Annotated in this window: 12 protein-coding genes; 2 read left to right on the top strand and 10 right to left on the bottom strand. The window is 40.5% G+C overall.

All coding sequences use genetic code 11. The annotated features are described in order from the left end of the window. Positions 1-33: 33 nt before the first annotated feature. The 10 genes from glgA to ACLNCP_RS00015 all read right to left on the bottom strand — a co-directional run bounded on the left by glgA (position 34) and on the right by ACLNCP_RS00015 (position 16,054). A complete protein-coding gene (glgA, locus tag ACLNCP_RS00060; RefSeq protein WP_424843835.1) occupies positions 34-1,467 on the bottom strand; it encodes a glycogen synthase GlgA in 1,434 nt (477 codons plus the stop codon). Continuing rightward, on the bottom strand, positions 1,464-2,603 hold the full coding sequence (glgD, locus tag ACLNCP_RS00055; protein ID WP_261141003.1) for a glucose-1-phosphate adenylyltransferase subunit GlgD: 1,140 nt from the start codon (positions 2,601-2,603) through the stop codon (positions 1,464-1,466). Before glgD ends, glgA begins: the two co-directional genes overlap by 4 nt. After that, the gene (locus ACLNCP_RS00050; protein ID WP_424843834.1) at positions 2,593-3,735 is read right to left on the bottom strand and encodes a glucose-1-phosphate adenylyltransferase; all 1,143 of its coding nucleotides are present in this window, start codon (positions 3,733-3,735) and stop codon (positions 2,593-2,595) included. The genes glgD and ACLNCP_RS00050 overlap by 11 nt, the downstream gene beginning before the upstream one ends. Beyond that, positions 3,725-5,653, bottom strand: coding sequence for a 1,4-alpha-glucan branching protein GlgB (gene glgB / locus ACLNCP_RS00045; RefSeq protein WP_084947053.1), 1,929 nt, complete (start codon positions 5,651-5,653; stop codon positions 3,725-3,727). Before glgB ends, ACLNCP_RS00050 begins: the two co-directional genes overlap by 11 nt. Before the next feature lie 265 nt (positions 5,654-5,918). Next, positions 5,919-7,343 carry an NADP-dependent glyceraldehyde-3-phosphate dehydrogenase gene (locus ACLNCP_RS00040; protein WP_033685143.1) on the bottom strand — a complete coding sequence of 475 codons (1,425 nt, stop codon included), beginning with the start codon at positions 7,341-7,343 and terminating at the stop codon, positions 5,919-5,921. A gap of 195 nt (positions 7,344-7,538) precedes the next feature. Further along, positions 7,539-9,824, bottom strand: a complete 2,286-nt coding sequence (gene pulA / locus ACLNCP_RS00035) for a type I pullulanase (protein WP_000935956.1) — start codon at positions 9,822-9,824, stop codon at positions 7,539-7,541. A 153-nt stretch (positions 9,825-9,977) separates the two neighbouring features. Then, positions 9,978-11,936, bottom strand: a complete 1,959-nt coding sequence (gene ligA / locus ACLNCP_RS00030) for an NAD-dependent DNA ligase LigA (RefSeq protein ID WP_424843833.1) — start codon at positions 11,934-11,936, stop codon at positions 9,978-9,980. A 92-nt stretch (positions 11,937-12,028) separates the two neighbouring features. After that, positions 12,029-13,207 carry an MFS transporter gene (locus ACLNCP_RS00025; RefSeq protein ID WP_424843832.1) on the bottom strand — a complete coding sequence of 393 codons (1,179 nt, stop codon included), beginning with the start codon at positions 13,205-13,207 and terminating at the stop codon, positions 12,029-12,031. Positions 13,208-13,286: 79 nt separating this feature from the next. Then, positions 13,287-14,150, bottom strand: a complete 864-nt coding sequence (locus ACLNCP_RS00020; protein ID WP_424843831.1) for a MutR family transcriptional regulator — start codon at positions 14,148-14,150, stop codon at positions 13,287-13,289. Positions 14,151-14,152: 2 nt separating this feature from the next. After that, entirely contained in the window at positions 14,153-16,054 is a 1,902-nt protein-coding gene (locus tag ACLNCP_RS00015; protein ID WP_424843830.1) for an ATP-binding cassette domain-containing protein, read from the bottom strand. Positions 16,055-16,207: 153 nt separating this feature from the next. On the opposite strand from ACLNCP_RS00015, the gene ACLNCP_RS00010 reads away from it, so the two are divergent. Both ACLNCP_RS00010 and ACLNCP_RS00005 read left to right on the top strand, forming a co-directional pair. Continuing rightward, a complete protein-coding gene (locus tag ACLNCP_RS00010; protein WP_000121686.1) occupies positions 16,208-17,926 on the top strand; it encodes a phospho-sugar mutase in 1,719 nt (572 codons plus the stop codon). Positions 17,927-18,037: 111 nt separating this feature from the next. Continuing rightward, positions 18,038-18,385 carry a PedC/BrcD family bacteriocin maturation disulfide isomerase gene (locus ACLNCP_RS00005; protein ID WP_084887209.1) on the top strand — a complete coding sequence of 116 codons (348 nt, stop codon included), beginning with the start codon at positions 18,038-18,040 and terminating at the stop codon, positions 18,383-18,385. Positions 18,386-18,405: the final 20 nt, after the last annotated feature.

Below are 18,405 nucleotides of genomic sequence, written 5' to 3'. Positions count from 1 at the left end.
AAATCGTATGAAGTCATCATACGATTTTATCTATTAGTTAACTAAACTATGGTATAAGTCAAGGTATGATTTGCAGGCTGTATCCCATGAAAAATCACACTCCATAGCTTGTTTTTGTAAGTTTCTCCAAACGTCAGGATGGTTCCTATACAAGTCCAATGCTGTTTGGAAAGTCCAATTCAACCAGTAAGGAGATAGATTGTCAAAGCTAAAGCCAGTACCGCTTCCCTCGATTGGATTGAAAGCGCGAACGGTATCTCGCAAGCCACCAACTTCATGGACCAATGGCAAGGTTCCATAACGCATCGCCATCATTTGAGACAAGCCACATGGTTCAAAACGACTCGGCATGAGGAAGAGGTCGCAAGCAGCGTAGATTTCTTGAGCAAGTTTGACATCAAAAGTGATATTTGCTGATAGCTTGTCTGGGTAAATCTGAGCAAACCATGAGAAAGCTCCTTCAAAGGCTGGATCTCCAGTTCCCAAAAGAACAATCTGAACATCATTTTGCAAGATATGGTACAGACTTTCCACCACCACATCAAAACCTTTTTGACGTGTCAAACGAGAAACAATTCCCACAAGAGGAACGTCAGATCTAACTGGCAAGCCAACTCTCTCTTGTAATTTAGCCTTATTCTGAGCTTTTCCAGACAAATCTTCCTGATTAAAATGATAGTCTAAAAGGGCATCCGTCTGAGGATTATAAAGGTCAGCATCAATCCCATTCACGATACCAGAAACTTTACCAGATTCCATTCGAAGAATCTGATCCAAGTTACATCCAAATTGACTAGTCATAATTTCATGGGCATAGCTAGGCGAAACAGTTGAAACACGGTCTGCGTAAAGAATTCCAGCCTTCATCCAGTTCAGACAGTTGTTCCAGCGAAGGGTGCCATCAGCGTATCGCTCAAAGCCAACTCCAAACAAATCCCATAACATTCCTTCTGAAAATTGTCCTTGGAATTCTAAATTATGAATGGTTAAAACAGTTTTTATTTCTTGATAGGCTTGAATCCAACGGTATTTTTCCTTTAACAAGAAAGGAATCATAGCTGTATGGTAGTCATGAACATGGAGAAGGTCAGGAATAAAGTCAATCCTTTCCATAGCCTCAATGGCAGCAAGTTGGAAAAAGGCAAAGCGTTCTCCGTTGTCAAAATCACCGTAAACATGACCACGGAAGAAATAATATTGGTTGTCAATAAAGTAGAAGGTTACACCGTTTAAGACGGTTTTCTTAATCCCACAGTACTGTCTGCGCCAACCAACACTCACCTCAAAATGAAGAACATCTTCAATTTGATTTCCAAATTTAGCCTCTACCATGTCATAGTAGGGTAAAATCACTGCAACTTCATGTCCCGCTTTTACCAGTGATTTTGGAAGAGCGCCAATAACGTCTCCCAAACCACCTGTTTTTGAAAAGGGTGCACCCTCTGCTGCTACAAATAAAATTTTCATGAATGAATATCCTCTGTTACTTTGCTACCTTTCTTAACGACAACTGGATGTTCTGCAGTTCCTCGAATCACAACACCAGGCTCAACTTCAACACCCTTGTCTAAGATAGCATATTCTACCTGAGCCCCTTCTCCAATGACAACACGAGGGAAGAGCAGACTATCCTTAACCAAGCTATCCTTATGGACATGAATATTACGTGATAGAACCGAATTAGCCACTTGACCTTCAATGATACTACCAGACGCAAACTGAGAAGTGCTTACTTTAGATGTATTAGCATAATAAGTTGGCTCTTCGTTTTTGACCTTTGTATAAATCTTTTGGTTTGGTGAGAAGAGAGAGTAGAATTTTTGTGATTCAAGCATATCTTTGTTAGCTTGATAATAAGACTCTACAGAGTGGATATTTGCCAGATAACCTGTGTACTCGTAGGCAAAAGCCCCTTCTTTTGCAGCCAAATCCCGTAAAACATAGCGCAACTTCTCTGGATGTTCTTTCTTAGCTTCTTCTTCTAAGCGTTCAATCAACCAAGGTGTATCAACGACAAAGATATCTGTAGACATGTTATAGATTTGGTCTGGTAACTTGCTATCAAAGAGTTTATGAGAACGAACATGGTCTGTTTCATCCACTTTTAAGATTGCGTTTACTTCTGAAATATCTTTTTTAGGTAGTTTTTTATAAACTACAGTGATTGGACCTTTTGTTGTACTGTGTAGGTGGAATACTTGGTTCAGATCAATATTAATCAAAACATCACAGTTAAGTGACACTGTTTGGTTTGAGCCGGAACGTTTCAAATAAGTAAGAAGCTGTTGGTAGTATTCTTTTCCAACTGTACTACTTTCCACACGGGTATTGTAAATACCTAGATAATAGTGACTGAGAAGGGTTGATAAGCCCCACTCACGTCCTGAGCGGATATGGTCAAAGACAGAACTGATATTATCTTGTTGGAAAATACCAAAGATACTACGGACACCTGCATTAGCAAGACTTGAAAGCGGGAAGTCAATCAAGCGATATTTCCCACCAAATGGCAAACTAGCTACTGGACGGTGGTCTGTTAGTGTTGACATATCATGAAAACCAACTGTATTTCCTAAAATGGCAGAATATTTATCAATCTTCATCTGTTGCTACCCCCACTACTTCATTATATCCTACAACTTGTACTTCTTCTGTTCCATCAATTTCGACACCGTCAGAAATAACTGCACCTTCACCAATAATGGCACGTTTGATTTTAGCTCCCTGACCAACAATTGCACCACTCATGATAACTGAATCTACTACTTCTGCCCCTTCGCGAACTTGCGCACCTGTTGAAAGGATAGAATGTTTAACAGTTCCATCTACAAAACAGCCATCAACAACCAAGGAATCTTCCACATGAGCATTTGCCCCAAGGAAGTTTGGTGGTGAAATTAAGTTTCTTGAGTAAATCTTCCATTGACGGTTACGGCTGTCTAAGGCATTCTCTGGAGAAATGTACTCCATATTCGCTTCCCAAAGTGACTCAATAGTACCAACATCTTTCCAGTAACCATTAAATTCATAAGCATAGACACTTTCACCTGACTCAAGGTAATTTGGAATGACATTTTTACCAAAGTCTGACATATCTACATTGCTCTTTTCAGCAGCGACTAACATATTACGAAGGCGTTGCCAATCAAAAATGTAGATTCCCATAGAAGCTTTTGTAGATTTAGGTTGAGCTGGTTTTTCTTCAAATTCAACAATACGATTGTTGGCATCGGTATTCATGATACCAAAACGGCTCGCTTCTTTAAGAGGGACGTCTAAAACCGCTACTGTCAAGCTGGCATTCTTATCTTTGTGAGACTGGAGCATATCATCATAATCCATTTTGTAGATGTGGTCCCCAGATAGAATCAAGACATACTCAGGATTGACACTGTCGATATAATCGATATTTTGGTAAATAGCGTGACTAGTCCCTTCGAACCAACGATTTCCTTCACTTGCAGAATAAGGTTGAAGAATAGAGACACCAGAATTGATACCATCTAGTCCCCAGCTTGAACCATTCCCGATATGGTTGTTGAGAGCAAGTGGTTGGTACTGTGTAATGACTCCAACATTGTTGATGCCTGAGTTGGCACAGTTTGAAAGAGCAAAGTCAATGATACGGTAGCGCCCACCAAATTGCACAGCTGGTTTTGCAATGCTTTGAGTGAGTTTACCGAGACGAGTTCCTTGCCCACCAGCAAGAATCAAAGCTAACATTTCATTCTTCATTTTCTACTCCTTTTTGGTTTTTACTTGTGACGGTTTTAGTAGGTTTTAAGCGACGTTTGATTTTCCAAACACTTGCTCCCATAGCCGGTAGGGTAAAGGTCAAGGTCTGCTCATAATCTTTCCATAGTCCTTCTTGCGTTTGCACAGTTTGATTATGTTCTTTCCAAACGCCTCCCCACTCTTCTAACTCAGTATTCCAGACTTCTTCGTAAATCCCTGCAACAGGAAGTCCAATTGTAAAATCTTTTCGTTCAACAGGTGCCATATTAAAGATACAGACTAACATATCGTCCTTCTTACCCTTACGGATGAAGGAAAGAACACTCTGGTCTCGATTATCCGCATCGATGATTTCAATACCATCATAGCTAGTATCAATTTCCCACAGACAGCGGTGATCTTTGTAAAACTGGTTTAGCTGAGAAGTGAAATACTTCATCTTAGCATTCATTGGATCTTCTAGGTTAGACCATTCCAACTGTTCTTCAGATTTCCATTCTAGGAATTGCCCATATTCACTACCCATGAAGAGCAATTTCTTACCAGGGTGACAAATTTGGTAAGTGTAGAGATTACGCAAGCCTGCGAATTGATTGTAGCGATCTCCCCACATCTTGTGCATCATACTCTTCTTGCCATGAACCACTTCATCGTGTGAGAATGGTAGGAGATAATTCTCTTTGAAGACATACATAAAGCTGAAAGTCACTAGGTTAAAGTCGTATTTACGATAAATCGGATCTTCTTCGTAGAATCGGAGGATATCATTCATCCAACCCATATTCCATTTATAGTCAAATCCTAGACCATCTGAATCCTTAGTGTCAGTAATCTGAGTAGCTGATGAACTTTCCTCAGCTATCATCATAACGTCTGGATGAACTAGTTTAATCACATCATTCAAGCGTTGAAGGAAATAATAACCTTCATAGTTGAGATTGCCACCATCTTTGTTAGGCGTCCATGGTGCATCATCATAATCAAGATAGAGCATGTTGCTAACTGCATCCACACGAATACCATCTAAATGGTAAAAATCAATCCAAAACTTAATACTAGAAATCAAGAAGGACTGGACTTCATTTTTTCCAAGGTCAAAATTGAGAGCTCCCCAACCATAGTTATGAGCCTTATTATGGTCTTGGTATTCAAAAGTCGGTGTTCCATCATAATAGGCCAAGGCATCATCATTGATAGTAAAGTGACCAGGTACCCAGTCTACAATAACGCCAATATTGTTTAAGTGACATTCCTCAACAAAATCTTGAAATTCTTCAGGACGACCATAGGCATGCTCTAAAGCAAAGTACCCCATAAGCTGGTAACCCCAACTCAAACCGAGAGGGTGAGACATCAGGGGCATAAATTCAATGTGAGTATAATTCATCTCAACCAAGTAAGGAATGAGTTCATCTTTCAATTGAGCAAAACTATAGGGACTGCCATCAGGATTCCTCTTCCAAGAGCCAGCATGAGCCTCATAAATATTGACAGGACGCTCTTCAAAGCTCAAGCGTTTTCTACGGGCTAGCCAGAGGCCATCCTTCCATTTCTTTTTTGGAATATCTGTTAAAATAGCCCCAGTACCAGGTCGTGCCTCATATCGTACAGCCAAAGGGTCAATCTTCATCAGCTGATGACCATTTGCACGTGTGATATTGTACTTATAAATTTGGCCTTCTTGAGCAAGACTGGTAAAGACTTCCCAGACTCCAAATTCATTCCGTTCCATCGGAATTTGATTTTCAACCCAATTGGTGAAATCCCCTACTAAGTGAACAGCCTGAGCATTGGGTGCCCATACACGAAAAGTGTAGCCATACACACCATTTTTTTCTTCCCTATGAGCTCCCAGATAGTGCTGGAGGTGAAAATTTTCACCTGTCATAAAGGTTTTTAAAGCATTATTCTTATCCATACACCCTCCTGTTTCTGTAAGCGTTTTCTATAGATTTATTATACTACCTTTTTAGGGAAGATTCAAGTAAATTACGGAATTTGCAAAAAAATCTTTTGAAAGTCTTCAACAAATTCACTGATGTATTCACTTGTAAATCAAGAAATTTTCAGAAAAGCTTTGAAAACGAATCGTTTTTTAATAATACTATCACAAAGTTCGTTATTTAGCTAACAAAAATATAATTTTAAGTAAAAAAATAAATCAGGAAACGAATCTCCTGATTTTATCTCACATCAAAAACAATGGATTTAACATTTGTCATCGCTTCAATGCTATATTTAATTCCTTGAACACCAGCACCAGAACCTTTGACACCAAGGAAGGGGAAATTATCTGGACCACGTTGGGTTTTATTATTAATATGAACTGTGCCCACTTCAAGTTTTTCAGCAATTTCAAAGGCCTTTTTGAAATCATTTGTAAAGACTGAGGATTGAAGGCCGAATTCAGATTCGTTGGCAAAGACAATTGCTTCTTCTACATTAGCCACACTAATAATTGGTAAAACAGGGCCAAATGGCTCTTCCCATGCTACTTTCATATCTTTTGTAACTTGGTCAAAAAGCACTGGCCAGAGAAGATTGCCCTCACGTTTGATTTGTGTAAGAGCCTGAGCCCCTTTTTCTTGTGCATCCTCAATCAAGCCCCAGATGAAGTCGGCTGAAGCATTGTCAATAACAGGTGTAATATCAGCATTGTCAAATGGATCACCAACTGTTAATTTAGCAACCTCTGCTTGAAGCAAAGTAGCTAATGTATCTGCAACACTTTCGAGAACAATGACACGTTTAATGGCCGTGCAACGTTGACCTGAATAGCTAAAGGCACCCGCAACAATTTGCTTGGCAGCATGTTCCAAATCTGCATCTTCTAGTACTAGGGCTGCATCTTTCCCACCAAGCTCCAACATGATAGGACGCATACCAGCTAAACGACCAATACGTTCTCCGATAGGAGTTGAGCCTGTAAAGTTGATGAAGTTGACTTCTTTGTGCTCAATGATATAATCCCCAATTTCTGAACCACGACCCGTAATGGTGTTGAAAACACCTGCTGGAATTCCTGCTTCTTCAAATGCTTTAGCCAGCAAGAGACCAGAAATAGAACCTTGAGTTGGTGGCTTAAACATGACCACATTCCCTGCAATCAAGGCAGGTGCAATTTTAGATCCAGAAAGGTTAACTGGATAGTTAAATGGTGCGATTGCTAAAACAACCCCAACTGGCTCGCGACGAACAACAGCCAGTTTATTTTTACTCACTGCCTCAAAGCCGCCACCTTCCATTGCTTGGCCAGTGATACGAAGACCTTCCTCAGCAGCATATCGAATCAAGTCTGCGGTACGCACCACTTCTCCAATAGCTGCTTTAATCCCTTTTGCTACCTCTTTAGCAAGGATAGTACCGATTTCTTCCTTATCACGTTCTAAAATAGCTGCTGTTTTGTGCAAATAAGCCGCACGTTCAACTGCTGATAAATCACGCCATGCAGGGAGGGCTTCTCGCGCAGCTTTCATAGCCTCATCTACTTCTGCTTGGCTCATAGCGGGTACTGTTCCTAATTCTTCTTGATTGATTGGTGAATAAATCGTAATTTCTTTTTCAGATGATTTCCATTCTCCATTTACTAAATTCTGATATCTTGTCAAATTCTCGTCCTCCTGAAAATGATTAAAATATATTTTACCAAATTTTCAGAAAATTACAACCATTTTTGCAATTTTTTTGAGATTATTTTCACAAGCTTGGTTTTTCAAACTATTTGAAACTTGATTCTAATCTTCATTGAAAACTTATAAATGATAAAAAGGATTAGACAATCTAACCCTTTTTAGTTTATGCATTTAAGAGAGTACTTTTAGCACTGCGACACTAGTATCATCAATGACATTTTCTTGTTTCGAACGACTATTGGTCACAAGCATTTCTAGATTTCCTGCATTTTCAAAGTATAAGGAAGTTCCCTTGGCATTGAATACTACCAATAGATGTTCTGGCCCCCCGTGAATCTCGTAAACAATCCATCCGCTATTTTCTGCAGCTGTGTGAACAAAGACATGACGGTAAACTTCTTCGTATGTAGGATAAGAAAAGGCGCTAGTCTGTGTTTTCAGTCGAATAATTTGACGGACAAAGTCAATGCTTTCTTGTCTTTCATTGATTAAATCCCAGTTTATTTGGTTAACACTGTCAGGAGCGTTGTAACTATTCATAGCACGTTCTCGGTCTGCCGAAGTGAGTTGTCCATGTTCACCCGTCGGAATTAATTTGGTTCGACCAAATTCTTGGCCAATTTCCATAAAGGACATTCCTTGCATGAGAAGGTTCATTACTGTCGCCGTCTCAACCTTGCGCATAATCTGGTCTGAACTTTGATCAGGATGAAGAGTCGCCAACAAATCATGAAGATTGTAATTGTCATGGGCTTCAACATAGTTGAGAACCTGGTTTGGACTGAGATAAGAACCCAATTCTCGGCTACCAAGAATGGCCTTGGCAATGATTGGTTCAGTGGCTGCACCACTTACAAATCCTGACTTGATTGCACCATAAACTTCTCCTCCTTTGACCGCATCACGCTGATTATCATTGAAGAATCCGATATTTGGCATTTGGTAGGCATTATCCTTCTTGGCCTTATCATAAGTTGCAAGACCTGTTCCCATATCCCAGCCTTCTCCATAAGTGATAATACGGGGATCAACCTCATCTAGCGCCCAACGAATCGCTTGCATGGTTTTGACATTATGAATACCCATCAAGTCAAAACGGAAGCCGTCAATATTGTATTCCTGTACCCAGTATAGAAGAGAATCAATCATGTACTTGCGGAACATTTCGTGTTCACTGGCTGTTTCATTTCCAACACCTGTTCCATTCTGGAAGGTACCGTCTGGATTCATACGATAGTAGTAATCAGGGACAGTTGTTTGGAAAGGTGCATCAACCGTTGAAAAGGTGTGATTATAAACCACGTCCATAATGACACCAATCCCCGCATCGTGATAGGCTTGAACCATGGTCTTCAAATCACGAATGACCTGCCCTGGATCATCTGGATTACTAGAAAAACTTGGTTCTGGTGCATTGTAGTTTTGAGGGTCATAACCCCAGTTATAGGTTACATTTCCATCCTCATCGTATTCCTTATGGCGATCAAAGATAGGCTGGAGTTGAACATAGTTGCAGCCAAGTTCTTTGATATAGTCAAAGGCGGTTGCTTGTCCGAATTGGTTTACAGTTCCAGTCTGGGCAGCACCAAGGAAGGTTCCACGGAGATGCTCTGCAACTCCAGAGGTCGGAGATTTGGTTAAATCTCGGATATGCATTTCACAGATAACTGCTTTACATGGATTTTCCAAACGCCAAGGCGCTTCTGTTCCATGTTTGACCACAAATCCTTCTACTTGTCTGTCTTGATGAGAAAGAATTACGGAACGTTTGCCGTCAGGACTTGTGGCAATCGTGTAAGGATCTCTCGTCACAGTCTGGTGGTGAGGAAAGTCAATCTGATACTGATAAGCCTTGCCAGCAAGATTTTCATCTAAGTCTAGACTCCAAACACCAATGGTATTGTACTTATGACTGTATGAATAGCTATTACCACGCTCTAGATTAAAGGTTTTCCAAATCGGAGCGTCGTTGCTGGTATTTTCGTAGACAACCACCTGTACAGCAGTAGCCGTAGGAGCCCAAAGTTTAAAGCTAGTCTGATAATCTGAAAGACTGTAACCTAGTTCTCCTTGGTAGCCCCAGTGGTGATCAAAACTAGCGCTATGTATTGCTCTATCAAAAGCAAATGGATTTTGATCTTTGTAGTAAGGACTAGCAATGGCTGGGTTTTCAGAATAATAAACAGTCTCGTCGCCCTCTAAAATCCAAACTTCTGTCAGAAGCGGATAGTAGTTATAACGCACGGAATATTCCTTAACTGTCCCATCAATCTCGACAGAAAACTTCAGGTTTTCTAACTTTTCTTGACTTGTAACTGTGAAGGAGAACTTTGCTCCAAAAAAGTTATTTTCATAATACAATTTTTCAACATTGTCCGCCTGTTTTCTACTAAATGAACAGGCTGCATAATCCCCGTTTTTTCGATGAAAATGGATGACTACAGGGTAATTTAACATTTCTTTTCCTAATTTCTAATTTTAATTTAATTTTTTATGTGGTGCTGATAGATTCAGCAATTTAATTTCTGACTCAAGATAGACTCAATTCATGTCAAAACACTTCAGGATAGACAGTTTCAGACTATCTAACATCTAGCCTTCTACTATTCTTTACAAACTTTCGAGCCAAGCTTCATCTCGAACTTCAATACCAAGTTCTTGTGCTTTTTGAAGTTTACTTCCAGCATCTGCACCTGCCACGACGAGGTCGGTCTTTTTAGAAACACTGCCAGTCACTTTAGCACCCAAACTTTCGAGTTTATTTTTAGCTTCTGAGCGCTTGAGCCGTTCCAATTTTCCAGTCAATACAACGGTCAAACCTGACAAGGCCGCATCTGACACTACCGTCTGTCCTTTATAGTCCAGATTGACCCCAGCTTCTTTCAATTCTTTGAGGAGAATTTCAGAGCCTTCTGTCGCAAAATATGTCTGAAGACTCTTGGCAATCACACTACCCAGACTTTCAATACTAGCCACTTCATCTGAATCTGCCTGAGCCAGATTTTCAATCGAGTGGAAATGTTGAAGTAACAGCTGACTGGCCTTGCTTCCGACATGACGAATGCCCAAACCAAACAAGAGCTTTTCAGCAGAATTTTCCTTAGATGCTTGGATGGCCTGATACAGTTTAGCAGCAGACTTTTCCTTAACCCCCTCTAAAAGGAGGAAATCTTCTTCTTTCAAACGGTAAATATCCGCCACATCCTTTACTAAATTGGCAGCAAAGAGTTTCTCAACAATAGAAGGACCAAGGCCTGTAATATTCATAGCATCACGAGAAGCAAAGTGAATCAAGCCTTCCATGATTTGAGCAGGGCAACGCGGATTGATACAACGGAGAGCCACTTCATCTTCAAAGTGCAACAAGTCAGAGTTACAACTTGGGCAGTTTGTAGGGATATCTAGTTTTTCTTCAGAAACCCGTTTGGACTCTACTACACGTAAAACAGCAGGAATGATGTCCCCAGCCTTATAGACGATAACCGTGTCGTCTTTGCGGATATCTTTTTCAGCAATATAATCCACATTGTGTAGGGTCGCACGGCTAACAGTTGTACCAGCTAGTTGTACTGGTGTTAGATTGGCTGTTGGGGTTACAACACCCGTACGGCCAACTGTCCAATCAACTGATAAGAGTTTAGCTTCTTTTTCCTCAGCAGGAAACTTGTAGGCCACTGCCCACTTTGGAGCCTTGACGGTAAAACCAAGTTCTTCTTGACTTGCTAGGTCGTTTACCTTGATTACCACTCCATCGATATCATAAGGCAGGTTTTCCCGTTCCTGTCCTACTTTTTGAATAAAATCCCAGATTTCATCTATATTTTCAGCCAAGATTCGCTTTGGATTGACCACAAAACCTAGTTGTTCAAGGTGCTTCAAAACCTTTTCTTGACTATCACGAGTTGAAGGGCTGGCTTCTTGATAGAGGAAAGTCGCAAGATTGCGCTTGGCAACTACTGCTGTATCCAACTGTCGCAGGGTGCCTGCTGCCGCATTACGAGGATTGGCAAATTCAGGCTCTCCATTTTCTTGGCGAGCTTGGTTAACCTGGTCAAAAGAAGCGCGTGGCATGTAACATTCCCCACGAACTGTGATATCTAGTTCTTCTGGCAAGGTCAAAGGAATGTCCTTAACACGCTTAAGATTTTCTGTTATATTCTCCCCAACAGAACCGTCTCCACGTGTTGCACCAACAACTAAAATCCCCTTTTCATAAGTCAGCGAGATAGACAAACCATCGATTTTCAGCTCACAAATATAGGTCGGATGAGCCACTTCCTTACGAACACGCGCATCAAAAGCTTCAAGCTCCTCACGTGAAAAAGCATCCTGCAAACTATAAAGAGGATACTGATGACTGTATTTTTCAAAACCATCTAAAACCTTGCCACCAACACGATGGGTAGGACTGTCTGCTAGCACTTGATCTGGATAGGCAGTTTCTAACTCGACCAACTCTCGGTAAAGGCGATCATACTCACTGTCTGAAACCGAGGGATTATCGCTGGTATAGTACTCAGTCGCATAGCGATTGAGCAAGGCGACCAACTCATTCATTCTTTTATTCATAAAACTATTTTACCATAAATTAAGCCCTTCTCACAAACGAGAAGGGCGAAAAAAACACTTAGATTGGAATTATTTTTGAAGTCCAAGCAAACTTATGTCTCTTTTTCAAAATGAGTTCGAACATATCCGAGAGCTAAGAAAGATAAGGCTACAACTCCAAGTCCAATAATCAAGAAAGAATAAAGATGGACACTTGGAAGAAAGGTCATCAAACCTTTCGCAATCGGCATAAAGAGAATTGCCAGTGTAAAAATGGTACTCAATACCCTACCCAGATATTCTCCATCAATCTTGGTCTGTACCTGTGTAAAGAAGTGAATATTAAAAATCGTCATAAAGAGTTCACAAATCAGGTTTCCAGAAAAGGTTAAAATATTGGGCAGTGGCAAACCCATCATGAAAACTCCTACTCCTGTTAAAATCAATAAGAACAAAAGTGTATTCATACTTGATTTAAATTTATTTGCTATCAGTGCTCCTATAATTGAGCCAATCGCACCCATGGTTAAGATAGTCGCATAAGCACCTTGTACTCCATATAGTTTATTTGAAAAAGGAAGCAAAAACTCAAAAGCCGCAAAAAAGAAATTAACGCTGGAAGCTACCAGCAAAAGGAAGAAAATTTCTTGCTGATGCCAGATATAGTGTAACCCATCCTTGATATCTACAAAAATATCTCTCCCAGTAAAAGCCTTTTTCTCTTGAACTTTTGCTTCCTCTTTTGGAAGGAAAGCCACTAGAATAAAAGCAATGAAAAAAGTCAGCGAGTCTAGCAGTAGCGTCATATGGAGACTTGCGAATTGTAAAACCAGAAAAGAGAGTACAGGAGAACTCACACTGACAACCTGCAAGACCAACTCCAAACGAGAATTGTAGAGGACCAGTTCATCCTTCTCTACCAATTCTGTGATAATGGCCTTATTTGCAGGTCTAGAAAAGGCAAAAGCAATCGCCTGAACAATGTTGGCAAAAATCAAAGCCCCAATCATCCAGCTATCATTCCTTATGAACGAAATAGCCAGACAAAGAATCCCACAAACAAGGTCTGCCGCCATTAAAATCTTACGACGAGAAAATCGGTCTGAAATAACTCCACCAAAGGGATTGATCAGAATGGATGTGACGAGTTCAGAAATCTGATACATTCCTAAAACTGTCTGTCCGATAGTCCCCATGGAAGCCAACCAGACACTATTTCCATAATCATAGAGCATATTCCCTATCTTGTTAACAGCTCCACGGCTAATCAACTGTACTGCATAGCGATTCATATAAAAACTCCTCTCAAATTTTGAAACTATTGTATCAAAACCGAAAGGAGCTTTTTCATTTTTCCCTTATTTGGGAAAATTAATCTTTGACAAATTTTTCGTAGTGTTCCTGATAGTAGGCTACTTGCTCTGGAAGACCTAGCACGTCAAAAATATGCATGGCCTCTTGCATCTGCTTACAGCCTTCTGTACACTGTCCTTTTTGGTATAAGGCAAAGCCTTTTAGGTAATGGAAAATATTACGCTCATAAAGCTTAATACCTTTACCAACAATCTTCTCTGTACAAGCTTCAAAATAGCTTGCATTGTCAAAAGAAAGATGCTCTAAACAATGCTGGTAACAATTGAGGGCCAAAATCAACACTAATCTCTTATGGCGACCAATCTCTAGGTAAAATTCCTCCCTCTCCATAACTTCTCTTCCAATTCGAGTGACATAGTCCACATCGTAGAAACTATAGAGGTTCCCGAAAAGAATCAACTCATACATGGTCCATTCTTCTGTTTTGAAGAGATAATCTGCTACCTTATCCAAATCATCCTGATTCATATCATAACTCGAATTTCTTTGACAAATCAGACCTTGTAGCAAAATCCAGTTCAGCTCAAAATAGAGTGGATTTGTCGAACTCTTAGCCTTTTCAAGTTGTTCACTTTGAAGCTTTTGAAAACCTGCAATATCATTTGAGTAGTAAAGGGGTACAATTTGTCCCATCATGGCAACATGTTCATGATTATGGAAATCCCTAGCCTTATCCATGAAATTTTCGATTGTTACATGAATGTTATCCAAAATCTCAAAGAAACGTGAGACTGCTAGGTCAGACTCCCCAAGCTCAAAGCGAGATAACTGAGAAGTTGAACAGGACTCCCCTGCCGCCTCCTTTAAAGAATAATTTCCACTTGTCCGAAATTCACGAAATACTTTTCCAAGATGTTCCATCTTTACACCTGCTCTGATAATTCTTCCCACTCAAGCATAGCTTCTTCCTGACGATGGCTGATTTTGTCCAGCTCAGCCTGCAATTCCATCAGTTTGTCGGCATCGTTTGTTTCCAACATTTGTTCAGAAATCGCTTGACTTTGACTTTCTAGCTCTTCAATTTCAGCTTCTAGACTTTCAATTTGTCGCATGAGTTTACGAACTTCTTTTTGACTTTCTTTCTGAGCTTGATAGTCATTAACTGGGCTTGCTTCTTTTGCTTGATTGCTAGTTGAAGCTTCCTCACTTTGAATCATTTCTACTTCTGCTTTCTTCTCAACATAGTAGTCATAATCTCCCAAGTAAAGAGTCGAGCCATTCTCAGACAATTCTAGAACATGGGTAGCCACACGATTGATAAAGTAACGGTCGTGGCTGACGAATAGAAGAGTTCCATCGAAGTCAATCAAGGCATTTTCTAGCACTTCCTTGCTATCAATATCCAAGTGGTTGGTTGGCTCATCCAGAATCAAAAAGTTGTTGTTTTCCATAGACAGTTTAGCCAAAAGCAAACGAGCTTTCTCGCCACCAGACAGCATGCCGACTGATTTTTTAACATCATCACCAGAGAAAAGGAAGGCACCTAGACGGTTACGGATTTCAACTTCTGGTGTCAGTTTAAAATCATTCCAGAGTTCATCCAGCACCGTATTACTTGGTGTCAGCTTGCTTTGGGTTTGGTCATAGTAACCAACCTCAACATTAGCGCCAAAGCGCTTCTCACCCTTGATAAAAGGAATCTGGTCCACAATAGACTTGATAAAGGTTGACTTTCCAATGCCGTTTGGTCCAACAATAGCGACAGCATTCATCTTACGAAGGTCTAAGTTGATAGGCTCTGACAATATTTCCCCATCATAGCCAATAGCTGCATTTTCAACAGTCAGGACAACATTGCCCGACGTTTTCTCAGACTGGAAGGTCATATTGGCTGATTTCTTACCAGCTTCTGGCTTGTCCAAACGCTCCATTTTTTCTAGTTGTTTACGACGGGATTGGGCACGTTTAGTCGTTGAAGCTCGAACTAGATTGCGATTGACAAAGTCTTCCAGAGCAGCGATTTCCTTTTGTTGCTTTTCATAGTTTTTTGCCTCAGTAGCTAGTTTTTGCTCCTTTAATTCAACAAAACGAGAGTAATTGCCCACATAACGATCCAAGGAATGCTTGGTCAAATCCAGCGTAATTGTCGCAACCTTGTCTAAGAAGTAACGGTCGTGGCTGACAATAATAAGGGCGCCGCTATAGTTTACCAAGTAATTCTCTAGCCAGGCAATGGTTTCAATATCCAAGTGGTTGGTTGGCTCGTCCAAGACCAAGAGATTGGGCTTTTCAAGGAGCATTTTGGCCAGCGCCAGACGAGTATTTTGACCACCCGAAAGCTCGGCAATTTTCATCTGCCACATAGACTCGTCAAACTTAAATCCATTTAAAATCGCTCGTATATCAGCTTCATAGGTAAAGCCACCTGCTTGGCGAAAATTCTCAGATAAGCGGTCGTAATCTGACATCAGTTTATCCAAATCAGCACCAGACTTTTCTCCCATCTCTAGCTCCATCTGACGAAGTTGTTTCTCCGTCCGACGCAAATCATCAAAGACATGAAGCATCTCATCGTAGATGGTATTTTCAGACTCAAAACGGCTATCTTGAGCTAGGTAAGACAGAGAAATATCTTTTTTCTTATTGATTTCTCCACTAGTTGGCTCCTCTTCTCCAACCAAAATCTTCAAAAGAGTAGACTTACCTGCACCATTTTTCCCAACAAGGGCAATCCGATCACGTTCATCAACCTGTAGATTGATATTATCAAAAAGAACCTCTCCTGCAAAAGAACGTTCAATTTTATTAGCTTGTAAAATAATCATATAAGTAGTATAGCATGTTTCCCTAAGCCATTCAAGACTTGATAAACCGGCATATGACACCACTTTTCTGAAAATTATGCTACCGTTTTACTAAAACGCTAAAAAGTGCTATAATGTGAACGGTTAAAACAATTTACAAAAAGGAGAATTTCAATGTCTTACCAAGAAAATTACCAGAAATGGGTTGATTTTGCGGAGCTTCCTGACTACCTTCGTCAAGATTTGGAAAATATGGATGAAAAAACGAAGGAAGATGCCTTCTATACAAATCTTGAATTTGGTACTGCAGGTATGCGTGGCCTGATTGGTGCTGGTACAAACCGCATCAACATCTACGTTGTTCGCCAAGCTACTGAAGGATTGGCTCGTTTGATTGAATCAAAAGGTGGAAATGAAAAAGAACGTGGTGTGGCAATTGCCTACGATAGCCGTCACTTCTCACCTGAGTTTGCCTTTGAATCTGCGGCAGTTCTTGCTAAACATGGTATCAAATCTTATGTATTTGAAAGCCTTCGTCCAACTCCAGAACTATCATTTGCAGTTCGTCACCTCAACTGTTTCGCAGGTATCATGGTCACAGCTAGCCACAATCCTGCTCCATTTAATGGTTACAAAGTTTACGGTGAAGACGGTGGACAAATGCCTCCACACGATGCAGACGCTTTGACTACATATATCCGTGCAATCGAAAACCCATTTGCAGTTGAAGTTGCTGATGTGGAAGCTGAAAAAGCTTCTGGCTTAATTGAAGTTATCGGCGAAGCTGTTGATGTAGAATACCTTAAAGAGGTTAAGGACGTAAACATCAACCCAGCCTTGATTGAAGAATTCGGTAAAGACATGAAAATTGTCTACACACCACTTCATGGTACTGGTGAAATGTTGGCTCGTCGTGCTCTTGCCCAAGCAGGATTTGACTCTGTTCAAGTCGTTGAAGCGCAAGCAACTGCTGACCCTGACTTTTCAACTGTAAAATCTCCAAACCCAGAAAGCCAAGCAGCCTTTGCTCTTGCTGAAGAACTTGGTCGTCAAGTTGGTGCAGATGTTCTTGTGGCAACTGACCCTGATGCTGACCGTGTTGGTGTTGAAGTTCTTCAAAAAGATGGTAGCTACCTCAACCTTTCAGGTAACCAAATCGGTGCTATCATGGCTAAATACATCTTGGAAGCCCACAAAAATGCTGGAACTCTGCCTGAAAATGCAGCACTCTGCAAATCTATCGTATCAACTGACTTGGTAACGAAGATTGCTGAAAGCTACGGCGCAACTATGTTCAACGTCTTGACTGGTTTCAAATTCATCGCTGAAAAAATCCAAGAATTCGAAGAAAAACACAATCACACTTACATGATGGGATTTGAAGAAAGCTTCGGTTACTTGATTAAACCATTCGTACGTGATAAAGACGCTATCCAAGCTGTTCTAGTCGTTGCTGAACTTGCTGCCTACTATCGTTCACGTGGTTTGACACTTGCTGACGGTATCGAAGAAATCTACAAAGAGTACGGCTACTACGCAGAAAAAACTATCTCTGTTACCCTTTCTGGTGTCGATGGTGCTGAACAAATCAAAGCGATCATGGCTAAATTCCGCAACAATGCTCCAAAAGAATGGAACGCAACAGCTATCACTGTCGTAGAAGACTTCAAAGCTCAAACTGCTACTGCTGCTGACGGTACCGTTACAAACTTAACAACTCCTCCAAGTGATGTTTTGAAATACACACTTGCTGACGGTTCATGGATTGCTGTTCGCCCTTCAGGTACAGAACCAAAAATCAAGTTCTACATTGCAGTTGTAGGTGAAACCAACGAAGAATCACAAGCTAAAATCGCTAACATCGAAGCAGAAATCAATGCTTTTGTAAAATAAAGCCCTATAAAAGATGAGACCAACCAATCTCATCTTTTTTTCGTATCAAATCTAAGCAATTTTAGAAACTTTATGGCATACTAGACTTATCAATGAAAGCGAGGTAATCTCATGGAACAATTTTTAGATAATATCAAAGACCTTGAAGTCACTACAGTTGCGCGTGCGCAAGAAGCTCTTGATAAAAAAGAAACTGCAACCTTCTTTATCGGTCGCAAAACTTGCCCTTACTGCCGTAAATTTGCAGGTACATTGGCAGGTGTCGTAGCTGAAACCAAAGCTCACATCTACTTCATCAACAGTGAAGAACCAAGCCAACTCAATGAGTTGCAAGCATTCCGCTCACGCTATGGAATTCCAACCGTACCAGGCTTCGTTCACATTGCAGATGGAAAAATCAATGTCCGTTGCGACTCTTCAATGTCAGCACAAGAAATCAAAGAATTTGCTAGATTGTAAAAAATATAAAAAGAAGGCAT

This window comes from Streptococcus sp. CL6.35, from assembly GCF_049737915.1.
Lineage (GTDB): Bacteria > Bacillota > Bacilli > Lactobacillales > Streptococcaceae > Streptococcus.
Note: the sequence above shows the minus strand (reverse complement) of the source record. Positions and strands in the feature narration are given on the sequence as shown.